At 34.5% G+C, this 17,243-nt stretch carries 13 protein-coding genes and 2 pseudogenes; 3 read left to right on the top strand and 12 right to left on the bottom strand.

From position 1 onward, the window contains the following. Positions 1-41: 41 nt before the first annotated feature. Positions 42-1,223 carry a YhgE/Pip domain-containing protein gene (locus MKX66_RS04650; protein ID WP_341085658.1) on the bottom strand — a complete coding sequence of 394 codons (1,182 nt, stop codon included), beginning with the start codon at positions 1,221-1,223 and terminating at the stop codon, positions 42-44. A gap of 170 nt (positions 1,224-1,393) precedes the next feature. On the opposite strand from MKX66_RS04650, the gene MKX66_RS04645 reads away from it, so the two are divergent. Next, complete coding sequence (locus MKX66_RS04645; protein ID WP_044443069.1) at positions 1,394-2,011, top strand: TetR/AcrR family transcriptional regulator; 618 nt, start codon at positions 1,394-1,396, stop codon at positions 2,009-2,011. 55 nt (positions 2,012-2,066) lie between these two features. Here the strand turns inward: MKX66_RS04645 and ppsA are convergent, their stop codons facing one another. The 6 genes from ppsA to MKX66_RS04615 form a co-directional block, all read right to left on the bottom strand. Continuing rightward, positions 2,067-4,673, bottom strand: a complete 2,607-nt coding sequence (gene ppsA, locus MKX66_RS04640) for a phosphoenolpyruvate synthase (RefSeq protein WP_341085656.1) — start codon at positions 4,671-4,673, stop codon at positions 2,067-2,069. Positions 4,674-4,794: 121 nt separating this feature from the next. After that, positions 4,795-5,073 carry a YolD-like family protein gene (locus tag MKX66_RS04635; protein ID WP_341085654.1) on the bottom strand — a complete coding sequence of 93 codons (279 nt, stop codon included), beginning with the start codon at positions 5,071-5,073 and terminating at the stop codon, positions 4,795-4,797. 525 nt (positions 5,074-5,598) lie between these two features. Continuing rightward, complete coding sequence (locus MKX66_RS04630; RefSeq protein ID WP_341085653.1) at positions 5,599-6,384, bottom strand: ABC transporter permease; 786 nt, start codon at positions 6,382-6,384, stop codon at positions 5,599-5,601. Positions 6,385-6,399: 15 nt separating this feature from the next. Continuing rightward, positions 6,400-7,281: an ABC transporter ATP-binding protein gene (locus MKX66_RS04625; protein ID WP_002084680.1), complete on the bottom strand. Its 882-nt coding sequence runs from the start codon at positions 7,279-7,281 to the stop codon at positions 6,400-6,402. Next, entirely contained in the window at positions 7,268-8,212 is a 945-nt protein-coding gene (locus MKX66_RS04620; protein WP_341085650.1) for an ABC transporter ATP-binding protein, read from the bottom strand. The genes MKX66_RS04625 and MKX66_RS04620 overlap by 14 nt, the downstream gene beginning before the upstream one ends. Positions 8,213-8,270: 58 nt before the next feature. Further along, on the bottom strand, positions 8,271-8,927 hold the full coding sequence (locus MKX66_RS04615; RefSeq protein WP_002084678.1) for a TetR/AcrR family transcriptional regulator: 657 nt from the start codon (positions 8,925-8,927) through the stop codon (positions 8,271-8,273). Between the two features lie 995 nt (positions 8,928-9,922). On the opposite strand from MKX66_RS04615, the gene MKX66_RS04610 reads away from it, so the two are divergent. Beyond that, positions 9,923-10,606 carry a GTP pyrophosphokinase gene (locus MKX66_RS04610; protein WP_341087605.1) on the top strand — a complete coding sequence of 228 codons (684 nt, stop codon included), beginning with the start codon at positions 9,923-9,925 and terminating at the stop codon, positions 10,604-10,606. A gap of 355 nt (positions 10,607-10,961) precedes the next feature. Here the strand turns inward: MKX66_RS04610 and MKX66_RS04605 are convergent. Further along, positions 10,962-11,045: pseudogene (locus tag MKX66_RS04605) on the bottom strand (YolD-like family protein); the annotation flags it as partial. After that, positions 11,042-12,307: a Y-family DNA polymerase gene (locus MKX66_RS04600; protein WP_341085648.1), complete on the bottom strand. Its 1,266-nt coding sequence runs from the start codon at positions 12,305-12,307 to the stop codon at positions 11,042-11,044. The pseudogene MKX66_RS04605 and the gene MKX66_RS04600, both read right to left, overlap by 4 nt. A gap of 645 nt (positions 12,308-12,952) precedes the next feature. On the opposite strand from MKX66_RS04600, the gene MKX66_RS04595 reads away from it, so the two are divergent. After that, positions 12,953-13,372, top strand: a complete 420-nt coding sequence (locus MKX66_RS04595) for a DUF1259 domain-containing protein (protein ID WP_341085646.1) — start codon at positions 12,953-12,955, stop codon at positions 13,370-13,372. A 205-nt stretch (positions 13,373-13,577) separates the two neighbouring features. On the opposite strand, the pseudogene MKX66_RS04590 reads toward MKX66_RS04595, so the two are convergent. The 3 genes and pseudogenes from MKX66_RS04590 to MKX66_RS04580 form a co-directional block, all read right to left on the bottom strand. Beyond that, a pseudogene (locus MKX66_RS04590) lies at positions 13,578-13,716 on the bottom strand (M15 family metallopeptidase); the annotation flags it as partial. Positions 13,717-13,846: 130 nt separating this feature from the next. Further along, entirely contained in the window at positions 13,847-15,436 is a 1,590-nt protein-coding gene (locus tag MKX66_RS04585; protein ID WP_341085644.1) for a bifunctional metallophosphatase/5'-nucleotidase, read from the bottom strand. 586 nt (positions 15,437-16,022) lie between these two features. Next, a complete protein-coding gene (locus tag MKX66_RS04580) occupies positions 16,023-16,859 on the bottom strand; it encodes an alpha/beta fold hydrolase (RefSeq protein ID WP_341085642.1) in 837 nt (278 codons plus the stop codon). Positions 16,860-17,243 lie beyond the last annotated feature (384 nt).

The following is a 17,243-nucleotide window of genomic DNA, read 5'->3' as shown; positions in this document are numbered from 1 at the left end:
CCGCTTCACTACTAGTGAAACGGTTTCTCCTTTACTTATTTTTATGCATTTACTTCAGTTTTTTGTTCCTTTACTACACTACGTTTGAAAGCAGTCGCTAAAATAATCATCATACTTACCGCACCAATCCAAACGAGCACAGTAAGAGGTGTACTCCAGCTTAACCCTTTTCCGAAGAAGAATATTTCTCTAAGTCCTTCAATCATAAATCGCATTGGCAACCATGCGTACACCCAGTCTTGGTAAAATGGCGACAACATTTCAGGCGCTAATGATAATAACGGTGCACCGAAGAATAGTAAGAGAGCAAATAAACCGATTCCCTTTAGTCCAACTAATGAAAGTACCGCCGATATCATTAAGAAGAAACTAAAAGAAGTAATTGATAAAAATAAAGCCGTATTTGTGAAATTCGGGATATTTAATCCTACCATTCCATCCGCAATCCATGTAAGCCCAAATCCAATTACAAGTGCAGCAATCGCCCCTGTTATTATTTGTTTTAGTTTTAATACGAAGTTTTCTTTTCTTGTACCTACTGGCATTTTACTTATCGCAATAAAGATAATTGCTGCGCTCGCTAAACTTGCAATCCATAACGGTTGGAATAAAGACATTGGCGAGTTACCGTTCGCACTATTTTTGCCGATTTCATTCACATTTGTCACTTTCTTTGCAATAGGTGTTATTACATTTGAAACTTGGTCTGCTGTTAATGTAGCTCCTTTTGCTTTCAATCCTTCTAATAGTTGTGTACGAACAGTATTGTTCATATTATCAACGATCGCATTTAACATTTGTCCTGCCATAGTTGATGCTGCTGTATTCATTCCTTGATTGATGAATATTTCTACCTCTGGCGAAGATGGCTGTGGTGTTCGTAATGATGCTTGTTTTGTGCTAAAGTCTTTCGGAATAACCAATGCTGCATAATATTCTTGATTATTTAAGCCTTTTTGAACTGCTTCTTTATTTTGCACTTCTACCCACTTTACCGCAGGTTCTTCCTCTGATTTTGATGTCTTTTTCATATTATCAACAATCGTTTGCCCCATATTCATCTTCGGTTGATTCGGAATTTCTACTCCTTGATCCTCATTTACAATTGCGATTGGTAAGTTTTTCGGCTTAGGTTGAACCGTTGGAAATAATGTTGATGAAAAAATAAAAACAACAAGTAGTGCAATAACTGGAGATAACAATAAAAGTTTGTTTTTAAACATTTTCTTTTCTCCTCCTTTAATTTGATTTATAATAACCAACAACGTGTTGTTTATTTATATTTGAATTATATGTTCGAGTTGAACCTTATACAATAATCAAAAATCGTGAATGTGTCGGTTATAAGACACATCCTTGAAATGTGTTGGCTAAAATTAAGGAGGGACATGCTTTGCGCGATAGTAATTTAGATTTACGTGTCATTCGTACGAAAACTGCCATACGAAATGCATTGGTGGAGTTAATTGAGGAAAAAGGTTTTGACGCCATTACAGTGAAAGATATTACTACGAAAGCAAACATAAATCGTGGTACTTTTTATGCGCACTATCAAGATAAATTTGATTTAATGACGAAATGCCAAGAAGAAATTATGCATGAGTTTTCCAGCATTGCCAAACAGAAACTTCCGGAAGTTATTGCTGAACTTGGATCAAATCCTTCCCCAACAATGCCGTTTGTACTTATCGCTTCTATTCTTGAATTTCTAAATGAAAATAGTGGTTTTATGAAAGCTGTACTAAGCCCAAAAGGAGATTTATCTTTCCAAACAAAATTGAAAGACTTTATGTGGAAAACACTATTTGAAGATACGAATGGTGCTCTCATTAATAAGGAGAATTTACTTGTCCCAAGCCAATACTTAACTTCTTATATGGCATCTGCTCATATAGGTGTCATTCAACAATGGTTAAATAATGGACAAAAAGAAACACCCGAGGAAATTGCTCGTATTTTATCAACAATCGCAGTTCATGGACCTTTTTATGCGGCTGGTTTAAAGAAATAAGTCCGCTATATAATAAAAGATCATCCACTATAATAGCGGATGATCTTTTATTTCATTACAACACTTCAATATAGCCTTCTGTTCCATGTACCCGAATTCGTTGTCCGTCTTTTATTAATTTCGTAGCATTCTCTACCCCGACGACTGCTGGTAATCCATATTCACGTGCAATAACTGCTCCATGTGTCATCAGTCCGCCAACTTCGGTGACTAAGCCTTTTATAGACACAAATAACGGTGTCCAGCCAGGATCAGTAAAGGCAGTAACTAATATATCTCCATCTTCTAAATTCGCTTCTTCCATGTTTAAAATAACGCGTGCTCTTCCCTCTATAACTCCTGAAGAAACAGGCAAACCTACAATCGCGTCAGCCGGAAGATTTTCTCGTTTATATTTACCTGTAATGATTTCTCCATCAGACGTCATTACACGTGGAGGCGTTAGTTTTTCATATAATTTGTAATCATTTTTTTGTTTATGAATAAGCTCATAATCTAGTTTATTCGTGCGAACAACTTCGTGAAGCTCTTCAAAAGTTAGATAGTATATATCATCGACTACATGAATGACACCGCTCTGCACAAGTTGTTCAGCTTCTTTCAATAATGCCTTCTTATATATGAAATAACGATTAATCATGCCGTATTTTGGATATTCACGATAACCGATACAATTGCGGATGTTACGAATCATTCGCTTCGTTTCTTCTACTTTTTGTTTACCATCCGGCAAGTGCTGTAATCGATCTACTAACTCTTCTTCTTTTTGCAAAGCTTCTTGCAGTCCTTCTTCAAACTTCCGCTTACTCGCCCCCGCTTCAAAGTCTCTTATATTATTTAAAATCATCGGGATAATTGTAGTTGGCTTTTCACTCCAGCGTGTTTTCGTAATGTCGATTTCTCCGCTGCATCTCATTCCGTATTTATTTAGAAAAGTTAGAATGGCATCTCGAGCTTTTTCTCCGCCTTTAAATTGAACTAATTCATCTAAAAAGTTATCATTTTCTACATGTTGTAAATACGCAATAACTTCTGGATATGGCCGAATCACATCAGCAACATCGAGTAATGCTAGCCCCATTTCAGACGTAATATTGTTTTGTACTGATTGAGAAAGTGTGTCTGCTGCATTCTTTTCGCCTAGCCATTGCTCCATTTTTTCATTGATCCATGTTGAAGCATCCATACCTGCCATAATGACAGCCATACTTTGCGGATGAAATAATATTTTCTTTAATTGCTGCATATCTTCCAAAATAAAATCAAGTACATCCACCCCTGATTTCGTTTGCATGTTTCGTTTTAACTCTTCAATTGATGCTTGATTCATTTCTATTAAATCCGTAACGATTGCTGGATTGTTTTCGACTTGTGGTTGCGAACTTGCAGGTGGTCCACTTTTACCAACACTCTTTTCTTTTTCATCATCTGGTAACAATGTAATAAAATCATCTCGCTCGACTACAGTCGTTAATGCATCTTTAATAAGCGGTTCCGAATTCCCTATCATATTTAATAAAAGTTCTCTACTAGTAGGCGAAGCCAATCTTTGTGCGACATCAACAAACAACCTTCCTCCAGCTTGAAACCTCTGTCCAAAAGATGTTAACTGGAATAAAGACATTCCTAATGGCTTCAAGGGATCGGTCATCATTTGCTGGTGACCAACCGATACATACACATGATTTTCCCCATCATTTACTTTTGGTATTGGATATAAAGTCGTGATTGGGCGACTTTGGACAATATAAAATGTATCATCCACTAAACACCATTCAATATCTTGCGGACAACCAAAATAAGCTTCAATCTGTCTTCCAATCTGTGCTAGTTGTAAAATTTGTTGTTCAGACAATGTTTGAATTTTTTGCTGAGCCAGATCAATCTGCCCTGTCTCCGTTCCTCCCTCTTTTAAAGCATAAATAGCTAATTTTTTAGTTGCTATCATCTTTCCAGTAATTTCGCCTTCTTTTACTTTATAATTATCGGCAGAGACCAGTCCTGATACTAACGCCTCACCAAGTCCAAAACTGGCATCAATTGATACTACCTTTCGGTTAGAAGTAACCGGATCAGCAGTAAATAAAATTCCCGAAGCCTCAGGGAAAACCATTTTTTGAACGACAACACATATAGAAACTTGATTATGTTCAAAATCATTTTGCATGCGGTACATAACTGCTCGCTCTGTAAATAAAGAAGCCCAGCACTTTCTTACATGCTGCAAAATCGCTTCTTTACCGATAATATTTAAATACGTATCTTGTTGACCAGCAAACGAGGCATATGGTAAATCTTCAGCCGTAGCACTAGAACGCACGGCATACGCATGTTCATTTCCAAAACGTGAGAGATAATGAGCTACCGCTTCCACTACTTCAGAAGGGATTTCTACTGCCATAATGACTTCTCTAATCTTCTTACTAATTCCACCAATTTGGGCTCGCTCTTCCATTTTCAACTTTGTTAGCTGCTGCAACAAAGTTTGAAGCTCGTCATTTTGCTCGATGGCCTTTTCATACCCTACCGTTGTAACACAAAAACCTTCTGGCACTTGTATACCTTGAATGTTTGATAATGCCCCTAAATTCAATCCTTTTCCGCCAACGAGCGAAAGCTGCGTTTTTTCTATTTCCTGAAAATCGAGAACGAAAGAACTCATTTAACATCTCTCCTTACTGTGCATGTGTTCTTGATTGTAGCAGTAGTAAATGAGAATAAACAGTCTATTTTGAACTTGATTTACATGATATAATTAAGTTAGGAAGAGATATTCCTCCCCTCTAATTCACTTCAACTACATCACCAAACTTAAACATCCTTTGATTATGAAAAGCATCGGTACAAGTAATCGTCTTATTTAATGGATTTATATCAGCTACTGTTATGTAATTTTTATATAGATAGCCCTCTTTATAATATGTAAGTAAAACCTCTTCTTCACCTAAATATGAAATTAACAGCTTATTTTCAATCCTTTCTTTTGCATCTTGCGTTAAAATTGGACGCGGGACTTTCGTTTGTTCACTTATAATTTCTTTAATAACTGTGATTTGAATCATAAGTCCTCCACAATTTGAACCATAATATTGCCAGAAAACATTATTTTTAGAGAACATTCTTGTAATATTTAAAGCATAACATTGCCATAAATCTTTTTTTCACTCATAAACTTGCCTCAAAAAATAGTAGTAGTCCATCTCCAACATTTAAAATCAAATATTTTTTCATTGGAAATACCTTATACAATTGAAAGTTTTTCGTAAAAAAAGAACAAGCAGCCACAATGAATTGGCTACTTGTTGTCTTGATAAAAATTTGATTGAAATTACTATTTACTAAAATGTTGAATACCGTGTAATAATACTTCAAGTCCCCAATGGAAACGTTCCATTCTCTTTTACTCAGAAAGATTTTAAAACAGAAATTAGTATAATTAGAATACGCATTAATTCATGCTGTATCCTAAAGATGGCCTTCCACTATTCAGGGAACGCCATCTTTTTCCATTAATTCTCACTTTCCTTCATTATTTTTTATTTCTTATTAACAAATGAGTAAAGTGAATTTGTTCATCTAGTTAACTTTTAAAGCGGTAAATCCTTTTGTTGGAAGACTCTCATCCCAAATCCATAAAGTACTATACCTACACCGATAAGAATAATGAATGGGATTGCTATACTATCTCCATTCAGAATTGCATTTGTATCGAATAACGTATTCAATGATAAATACTTCATCTTTTCCAGACTTTTACTTACTTGCCCCATCAGTTGGAATAGAAAGAATGCAACCGGTATTCCCGCTCCTAAAGCTAATGAGTTTTTTGATAAATTGAACAGACAAGAGAAGAAGAAAGAAATACCACTAGTAGCAAACATTAATAAAAATAAACCTATGTTGAGCATAAGAAAATCAGAAATCTTGATATCTACATTACTTTGGGTAATTTGAATCGCAGCAAGACCAGCACCAGTTACGATTACAAACATCACAACAAGCGACGTAATCAAATATAAAGCTTGTGTTCTGACAACCGTACTTCTTTTTGTCGGCGTTGACAACAAGTAAGCCATTGATCCTCTATCAACTTGTGAAGCAATGAGACTATTGGCAGTCATCATAATAAATATGACTGGTAGAAGGATACCATGCATCGAGTAGAAAGTAGAAGCAAGCATGCCAAGGAACGTTGTATTTTTCATCATGTCCGCAAGCGGTGTCCCTTTCACCATATCTGTCATGCCAGTTAGTGTAGTTGGTTCAAAAACGGCAATCATAACTGCTAACATGGCACTTGTGATTACTGTAAATATAATCCATAGTTTGAAATTAGCCTTTAATGTTTGTTTGAAAATAGCTTTACTAAACATTGATTTTTCCTCCTTTTAATATTGGCTATTGAAATATTGTTCAAGTGTATACTTAATTTCCGTAATGAACTTAATATTGTAGCCTTTTAACGTTTTTAGTAGCGTATTAATTTGACGATCATTCACATTTACAATTACTTGGTTTTGATGTTCACGTTTATCCGCAAAATCAAATGCCTCTGCTAAAAACAGCTTATAATCCTCATGTGAGTTAAACTCGATTTTATACACCTTTTCCTGATTGTACTTAATCTCTTTTGTCGATTTAACAGCAATAATCTTCCCGTCTTTTATGAGCGCAACTTTATCACAAGTATGTTCGACTTCGTCAAACATATGACTCGACATGAGAATTGTCTTTCCTTTTTTCTTTTGTTCATCCAAAATGTCCATAAATTCCGCTCTCATAAGAGGATCTAGGCCTGTTGTCGGTTCATCAAAAATCAAGATATCAGGATTAGCCATCAAGGCAGCAACAATAGCCGTTTTTTGTTTCATGCCCTTTGACATTCTTTTTAAATTAGCAGTAGGATCTAGTTGGAGCTTTTTAATAATTGATTCCGCATAAGACATATCTTTCAGCCCTAATAGTTCGGCCTGCCTTTTCAAAAATTCTGTTCCTGTTGGCGCATCTGGAAATGCAATTTCTCCTGGAATGTAACCAATCATTTTTTTTATTTCAGCTGAATCTTTCCAACAATCCAATCCGTTAATCGTTGCACTCCCACTTTGCGGCTTTAAAAATCCCATCATATGACGAAGTGTTGTAGTTTTACCTGCACCATTCGTACCGACAAAACCAAAAACTTCACCTTTTTCGATTGAAAGGCTTACATCAAAAATACCTCGCCCTTCTCCATAATCTTTTGTCATATTTTTTATCTCAATTAATGGCACTTCGTTCGCCTCCTCCCTCATTTTTAGCGTTACGATCATAGAATTTCATAAAATAATCTTCAAGCGTAAACTTGATTTCAGAATAAAAATTCAAATCATAATCACTTATGAAAGCGATAAAATCGTTTATATCTGCATCATTCACTCGAAGTTCTGCCTGATTTTCATGAGGTCTGAGAGAAAGTACATTTATTTTTTTATGAGAAGATACCTCAATTTTAAAACGTTCGAACACTTCTTTTGAACTGAATTCCACTTTAAACGTTTTCTCCTCATTGTGGCGCAATTCATCTGCAACAAAAGTAGATATTAATCTTCCGTCCTTAATAATAGAAATTTTGTCGCATGTAGCGTCAATTTCATTGAAAATATGACTTGAAAGCAATATCGTTTTTCCTTTTTCTTTTTCCTCTTTAATAAATTCAATAAAAACCTTTTGCATAATCGGATCGAGAGCACTCGTTGGTTCATCAAGAATTAGTACTGCTGGATCATGCATAAAAGCGGTGACAATCGCTAGTTTTCGTTTCATACCAAGCGACATACGTTTCAAACTACCGGATGGCTCTAACTCAAATTTTCCTATTAAATAATTGGTATATGTCATATCTTTGATTCCACGCAATTGTGCCATCATCGCAATAAACTCTGTTCCTGTCAGCGACTCAGGTAAAGCTACCTCACCTGGTAAGTAACCAAGATCCTTTTGAATTTCGCTTGCTTTTTCCCAACTGCTCATTCCATTTACAGAGATTTTTCCGACTTGAGGGCGAGAAAAGCCCATAATATGTCGAATTGTCGTTGTCTTCCCGGCTCCATTCGGTCCTAAAAAGCCATACACTTCACCTTTTTCTACTTTAAACGAAACATCGAATACGCCACGATTATGACCATAATCTTTTGTTAAATTATCAATCTGTATGACAGCCATATGAATAGCTCCCTTCATGTTTAATTTCATTTCTGTGCTAACACTTCGGTCTACTCGTCTATTCCACAGCTTGCTTATTTTTTATGCCATTCATAACAAATTGAACGACATCCTCAATTTCCTCTTCACTAATAATGTAATTTTCCATGAATACAAAGCGAGAAACAAAAAATCCTCCCAGTAAAGTAAATAATAGCTTTAAGATCCGGTCAGTAGGGAGATCAATTAGCTCTCCGCTCTTTTGAAATTTTTCCACAATATTTATAAATATCACCGGAACATGTTTTATAAAGTAAGGCTTTAATTCTTTTTTCAATTCTTCCTTATAGATAACTTCTTTAACAATAACCTGAAATACTTCTTTATTTTCCGTGATAACAGCAGCCCTATTCTTTATTAAGTTTCGTAAAAATTGCTCGAAAGATATTGGCTGTTCTGGCAATATCTCACTTACTACGTCCTTTGCCATTGCAGGGAAAAAGTCATCTATAAACGGTAAAATAACAGAAAGTAATAATTGGTCTTTCTTTCCATAATGCTTAAAAATTGTTCCTTCGGATACGCCTGCAACTTTTGCTATTTCTGCTGTCGATGTATTAGCATAACCCTTCTCAGCAAACAATTTAATTGCTGTCTCAATAATCCTTTGCTGCTTTTCTGTCTTACCTTTTATGAGACCTTGAGCAAGTATTGTATCGAAAATTGGATTTGACAATTCTATTCCCCCTTCAAAAAAAGTGAGTAATCACTCACTAATGTCATTATAAAAAAAAGAGACTTAGCAAGTCAACTAAAAAAGTGAGTAATCACTCACTAATGATGATTTAATATTATTTAGAACCGTAGTAAACAATTTTTATTATTTGGGAATATCGATGTATCTATTCAAACCAATATTGTAACGGGGATATTAATAATTTATATATGGTTTCCTTTTCTTTTTATTAATTAATCTAAGTCGTACAACCAACTAAATGTCCGCTTTTTATTATAGTCCGTTTAAAATGCTTATTGCGGGATTTGCTTCCATCGCTACACAAACCCCAAGATTTGCCCATTCAAATCTTGGCTATGATTACCGAACAGGAATGAATAAATTAGAAATAAAAGTAAGAATATGACCTGTCTTTACACGTATCTCGGCTTTACCCTATTAATAGCATAATCTCACGTATTTGAGATAAAGATAATTGTTAGTATGTAAGCTTCAAGCTACGAAAGAGTGGAGAAAGTCTAAAATCTTTAGCAACTTGTTTTATTGTGATTTCACGGTTTACTAGATGCGCGGCGGATTTTTTATACAAAGCTAGGTGCCCCTCAATCACAGGTTCCAGTTCAGAAAGTTTCCTTTTTAAAGCCATACCGAGACTCCTTTGTATGATGTACTGAGATAGTCAGCAGAGGCTGATTGCCCAGCTACAAACGAGTTGTTTATCAAAGATAAATCTGCAGTGCTCTAAGCGATTTATTTGTGCATAGGAAAGTAATCTACTCATATAACTATGTGATCATCCTGCAACAGGGCGACCACTCACCTCCACATGATTTATAGTTTTCTGGTATCTCTGTAATTTAGGAATATAAAAAAACGCACAAAGCGAACGAACCCCCTTCCGTTTTGTGCCGTGAACGAAAGGAATGAATATAACTATGAATAAACCCATCCAGATAAATAAATTGAATGCAATAAAAGCGGAATTGAGAAGGTTTATGCTGGCCTATAAATTTGCTTTGGATGAAATGAATACGAAAATAAATATTTTAAAAGAGGAGTTTCAGCATATTCACGATTACAATCCAATCGAACATACAACTTCACGATTAAAATCTCCCGAAGGTATTTTTAATAAAGTATTAAGAAAAAACATCGATTTATCTTTTCTAGTAATAAAGGATCAAGTGAAAGATATTGCAGGTATTCGAATTACGTGTTCATTTAGATCGGATATTTACCGTCTGAGTAAGATGCTTTGCAATCAAAAGGATATTGAGGTTATTGAATGTAAGGATTATATAAAAGAGCCAAAATCAAACGGTTATCAAAGCCTACACTTAATCGTGAAAGTACCAGTATATATGTCAGACAGAGAAGAAAGAGTTTATGTAGAGATACAAATCAGGACGATTGCCATGGACTTTTGGGCAAGTTTGGAACACAAAATCTACTATAAATATAACAATACAGTTCCTGAAAGACTCACGTCAGAATTAAAAGAAGCCGCTATAGTTGCGACCGAATTAGATTTGAAAATGGAAGCTCTTCATCACGAAGTACGCGAGTTAAAATCAAGTGAAAAAGAGGAGCTAACCGAATTTCATCTCGCACAAAATCATTTTAGCATTCCAATGCAGCTGATAGAAATGTTGAATAAAGAGATAAGCGAGAATAAGTGAAGGAATAAATATATTCTAGGATTCAATCCGTATATATTGAACACCTATTTTTAACTAGTTGGTTTATTTAACATACGACTGATTCAAAAGAGTTATCCTGACAGATGTTTTATTAAAAAGGCTATTTCATTAATGAAATAGCCTTTTTAATATACCTGTCTTGATGATACGATTCACTCTTTATTGAAACAAATGAGCGTAAATTAAGTCTGCTAACAAATAATAACTGTTGAAATAGATATTTCTTGCTGTTAGGGATAGTGGATGTATCTATTTGTATAGAGGAAGCATATCTTTGCCGCAAACAAAAAGAACCATAACCTTGCCAAAATGGCAAAGTTATGGTTCAAATCACAATACAGACGAACTGTTCTGGCATACTAGCAAACGGTTGCCACTTTACCATTCCTCTTCCTTTTGGCATATTAGCATTCTTCACGATTTGTGCCCTCCTAATAATGTGTTTCTATATCTTGCTGTTGCGACGCTTGTGTAAGAAACCCCACGTAAAATACTGTTCTTACCAAATCGTGTTCGAATTTCGTCCATAACCTTCGTTAATCTCATTTCTTTTTCTCTTTGTATAATGTTATCGAAAAGCGAAATTTGCTCTTCTCCTTCATGTATTAAATTTGTTAAGGAAAGACTTATCGAGCGAATCGGCTCTCCTGTATGCCGTTCGTATAAAAAATATGTACAAACGTTGTAAATATCCATCGTTAAATTTGTTGCTCTGTTTAACGTATGTGCTTTTTTTATTCCTCCTCCGTATTCCCTACTATACCCAACTGAAAAATGAATCGTTTGCGCGTATTTCTTTTCTCGTCTCAATCTGTAACAAACTTCTTCTACATGCTCTAATAAAATAACGACGAATTCTTCTATCGAATAATCACGATATAATATTTGGCTTTTCGCTATAGATGTTGTCGCTGGAACATATTTCTCTGCTATTCTGCTAAAATCAATCCCGTTACTATGCAAGTGTAATTCTTCTCCTATTACACCAAAAGATTGCTTTAAATATTTCAATGGATACTCTGCTAGTTCTCCAATTGTATGTATACCTTTTCGATTCAGCTTCATTTCCGTTTTATACGATATACCCCAAAATTTACTGAGTGGTCTAATACTCCATAACTTCTCGGGTATATCGTCATATGTCCAATACGCTATTCCATCTTTATTCTTTTTCGCTTCCACATCCATCGCTACTTTACTCAATAATAAATTCGGTCCGATACCAATCGTACTTTCGATCCGTGTACGTTCATATATTTCTCGCTTGAACTTTAAAGCAAACTCGCACGGATTACTCGCAAACAAATGAATACTTGCAGTCATATCCATAAAAAACTCATCAATACTATATTGGTGAAAATCTTCCGGCGCAACATACTGTAAAGCTAAGCCTGTTATGTAAGTTGAACACTTCATATACGTATGCATAATGGGATTCACAATAATAATATCTGGCCGCTTCGGTATTTCATACAACCGTGCCATTTTCTTAATTCCTAACGCTTTTAATGGCGGTGTTGCCGCTAATACGATTGATCCACTACGGTTTACATCTCCTACGACAGCCAATTTTGTATATCGTGGATCAAGTCCTTTTTTAATACATGATACGCTTGCATAAAAGCTACGAAGATCTACACATAAAATAATACGATTCGGTAAAAGAGAATAATCATACAAGGTTATCACTCCTAACAAAAGAACACTTGTTCTCATTATATACGAACTAACGTTCTTTTGAAAGGTATTTTCATGAAAATTTTGGTTAAAATAACCTTACTTTAAAAAACCTAAAAAACACTTAAGGAATTTCCCTCAATATTCATAAGAGGTTTTTTCTATACTGAAAATGTAAATAGATAAAAGGAGAAACAACTGAATTCTTCGTGAATAAGCACCGTATTTTAGAACCCATTCTTTAGTATTCAAAAAAGTCCTGTATTTAAATAAATATTTTCATATTAGGAATATACTTATATAAGAAAGACTTATTTCGAAAAAGAATACTATTTAGTAGTGCTTTTTTATAGAAAATAAAATATTATTGGTTATTTTCTCAACGTTGTTTTTCTAGTTTTATCATTCAAATTTAGACACATATTTATCTAACCTACATAAACTAAAAGCGTATAATTGCATACTTTATCTATTTTTTATAACAATATCTCGAACGGACTATCATGAATCATAAATTTAATAAATCGGATACATTAATCTTTTTCAAGAAAGATTGTTTATCTGTGTTTCCCTTCTTTAAGAGAGACAGCAATTTCCCCTAATCGAATCTCTAATTACATAATTTTTTACGAGAAAGGAATTGAATTTATGCACAACTTTAATTTCATTTGTGAACAATTTGCTACAATACTTAAAGGGAAAAGTAAAATAAGTCAAGTTGGTTGTTCGGTGTCTTTTCACCGCGATTTTAGAGTGCTTGTACAAGGAAAACCAAGTACCTATGTAGTACCCGTCGGAGTAAGTTTTGAATCGTTGGATCAAAATGGTGATGCATTAAATTTAGGCGAAATCGCTGTTCTACAAGAAGAGATTCCTGCATTTATGAGATCCATTGTGCAACAAGGAATTATTGTTAGTGCTTTACATAATCACTGGCTGTACATGAATCCCTTAATTATGTACATTCATATCCAATCGGTAGAGCCCCCATTACATTTTGCAAAAAAGTTAGCCCATTCTTTTTTGTCCTTAAGTAGCTATCCTATCGCTAATAATGAGGGGCAATGATTGGTGTTTCGGATATATTTACACATTACATTTTCTACATGTGCGAACATAATAAAATTATTTCACTTTGTGCCCAAAAGAAAAAAACTGCCTATCAAATTTTTAGATAGGCAGTTTTTGAATCTATTAAAATAAAGTACCCTACTATTTTATAAAATACTATTCCCTAAACAAAAATACAGATTTCCAATTCACTTTGGCTTTCTTACCTCATATATTCCTCTAAAGTTAATTTTTCCTTATATATTTTTTGCAATATCTCCTACACAGCGAATACGCTAAGGCTCATACGCATAACCAGTTATATTTTCCTTTTCCTTTGGATAACGAATGATAAACCCCGCACTCTGCATCTAGATGGTATATCCATTGGCCACGGTAAGACTTTATTTCAAACCCACAAAAAATAGATTACCTGCACACGAAAAAGTATAGCGCACAGGTAATCTATTTGTTTTTGAGATTAATAAAAACCTAATTTTTTTTTTGAATTCTTCCATCAATAATAGACTGAATTGGTTCTTTTGATTTTTTTATATAATCTACTAATGCTTCAAAATCAGTTGGTCCTGTTTCAGCATCTTTACCGTTTTTAAAGGATACAAATCCATCTCCACCTGAAGCTAGAAATGCATTCGCAACTACGCTGTAAGTTTTAGAAGGAATAATTTCTTCTCCATCTGTTAAGCGGATACTTGTTACTTTTTCTCCATTAGGCTTGTTCGCATCCCAAGTGTATTGGATCCCTGAAATTTGAAGCATTCTTGTTATGTCTTTTTGCCATTGTTGATTTAAAATATCACGAATGTCTTGGCCTGTTAAATTTACTTTTATTAATTGATTTCCGAATGGTTGAATACCATATATCTCTCCCCATGTAATATCACCAGCATCTAAGTCATTACGAATACCACCAGGATTCATAAGAGCAATTTGGGATTGCATTGTTGCACGCTGGGCATCAGCAACTAAATTTCCGAGAGTAGATTCCCCAGACATATTTAGTTTACGATTTAGTGGAGCAATAGACTTACCTACAACTTCATTAACAAGAGGTGCGATTTTTGCTTGATATTTCTCCATCTTCTTCTTTATTTTTTTATCAGGCTCCATGCCTTCATGGTAAGTTGTAACAATTTCTGCTTTTTTCTCAACAATATCTTGTGTCTTACGATCAATCTTTACATCAACATCAGCAAAAGCCATACCATAAGAATTTGCTTGTACGACAAGTTTATTATTAACAGTTCCATTTACATAGGTATGGCTATGCCCACCAAAAATAACATCGACTTCTGGATCAGTCTCATTTGCTAATCGGACGATATCACCATTTGTTACGCCGTTCCCATCTGTTGTACCTCCGTTATGCGCAAGAACAACGATAGATTTAACGCCTAGTTTTTTTAATTGCTTTACGGATTTGTTAATAGCTTCAACTTCATCTGTAATTTCTACATTCTTTAGCATAGTAGGCATAACAAGGTTAGGAACATCCGTTGTTACGACTCCGATAAATCCAACAGGAACTCCTTGTACCTTTTTTATAGTGAATGGTGGTAAAAATAAACGACCGGTGGATTTATTATAGAAATTTGCAGCAACATATGGGAATTTTGCTCCTTTAAAATTCCCTGTTTTCTCATGGTATCCACCATAAATAAGGCGGTTCATTTCCGCAACACCTTCATCAAATTCATGATTTCCTATAGTCCCAACATCGAATTTCAAATCATTTAGAAATTCAATCGTAGGTTCGTCTTGTAATAATGCTGAAACAGGAGTACTTGCTCCAACAACATCGCCAGCATGTACCTTTAATGTATTCGGATTTTGTTTTTCACGATCACGTAAATAAGCCCCTAAGTACTCAATTCCCCCTGCATCTTTATTGTTAATTTTTTTTACAGTGTCTACCTGCCCATGAAAATCGTTAATACCGAGCATTTGCACATCTATGTAGCGGTTTGGTTCTGTACTTGCTTGGGCTGAAGGCACAGCAAATACACTAGTAAAAGTAACTGTACTTAATGCTAAAGCAACTGGAATAATTTTTTTCAACATAAAATTTCTCTCCCCTAATTAAAATCTGACATAATACGTTGTTATTTTAATATATTAAGAGAATTATTTCCATAAAAATTCTACCAATTATAAAAATTAATAAGATTTTATTGTTTTCTGACAAGATATTTCTTTCTCAAAAATGTGAAGGTGTAAAACGACAATTTTAAGAGGGAGATGATTATTTGTAGGCTGTAGCCTACACTTTGGGATTAGGATATAAAGGCCCCAAATCAACTTAAGAAACTTCACTACACAAAACAAAAAATGTGTATTTCTTTGTTTTGAGGATTATTCAAAATATTATCTTGATAGTAATATAGCAATCCACCTAAGAGACCTAAAAACTCTAATCAATACATTTTTGCTGTTAAGAAGAATATTCAATTCGAAATTAATGAGTATTTTTCAAGATAACATCTCAATATTAAAATTTAAAAATAAATAGAAATTTCGTAATGGAAGATTACGGTGGTGCACTACTCCGCATTTAAAAAGATGCTCCTGGATTTATCCAAGAGCATCTTTTATAAAGCTTTATTTTTACTTGTTTATAATTTATCAATTAACAATTATATAGTTGTAATCAGTCCTTTAAAAATAATAGGAGTGCTTCATTAAATTCTTTGACATGCGTTGCATTTAGCCCATGTGGACCACCCTTTATTAACGCTACTTTAGAATTAGGAATTGCTTCATGTGTTAACTTCCCACTATATTCAAATGGTACAGTTGCATCTGAATCACCATGAATAACAAGGGTAGGTATATTAACCTTAGCTAAATCGCCTCTGAAGTCTGTTTTGCTGAAAGCAGCGATACAATCTAGTGTTCCTTTAGGTGATGCACCCGCAGCGATATCCCTATTGTAAAGTCGAAATGATTCACTCACTAAATCAGTTCGGTCTCCAGCAGCAAAAAATCCTTTCGTAAACTCATCAAGGAATGCTAGGCGATCACTTTTTACTCCATTTTCAAATTCTTGAATTGCTACATCATCTAATACACCCTCAGGATGATCTGCTGACTTGTAAAGGAATGGTGGTACAGCTCCTGCAAATACAACCTTCTCTACTCTATTGGTTCCATATTTCCCAATATACCGGGCTACCTCGCCTCCACCCATAGAAAAACCAACGAGTGTGACATTTTGAAGCTCTAACTGTTCTAATAGTTGATGTAAATCAGAAGTAAAGGTATCATATTCATACCCTTCCCACGGCTGAGATGATTTTCCAAAACCTCGACGATCATATGTTATAACTCTGTATCCAGCCTCAACAAGAGCGGGAACTTGGTATTCCCAAGATCGACCACTTAACGGCCAACCATGAATGAGTACAACTGGTTTCCCTATACCATAATCCTCATAATATATCTCAATTGGTGCTTGATTTTCGGTTCCTACAGTAATTTTTGCCATTCTCCTACCTCCTTTAATATATATCCTTTTCTTTAATAATCCCGATGAATCTCATAACCTATTTATGCACATTTATATTGTGAACGCTAAGCATGAAACTCTATTGTTCCAATGATTTTATCTTCTGTTTATGGAACAATTCCCCATCTCATACCTTTTTCATCATGAAGTATTTGCTAAACATTCTTCATATTCAATTCTAATAACAAAAATAGGTGACTATCAATATCGTTCTATCTATAGAATGTATAGGTAAAATCAATCTATTTTATAGTGAAAATAACTATAGTTACGACCTATACAAATTATAGATAATTTAGAATTGATTAACCAATTGGTTTTCAAATACTATAAATTTGTATAGCGCTTCATGTTCCGTGAATG

Source organism: Bacillus sp. FSL R9-9530 (assembly GCF_038008145.1).
Lineage (GTDB): Bacteria > Bacillota > Bacilli > Bacillales > Bacillaceae_G > Bacillus_A > Bacillus_A mycoides.
The sequence above is the reverse complement of the archived record's forward strand: the minus strand, read 5'-3'. Positions and strand labels throughout refer to the sequence as shown.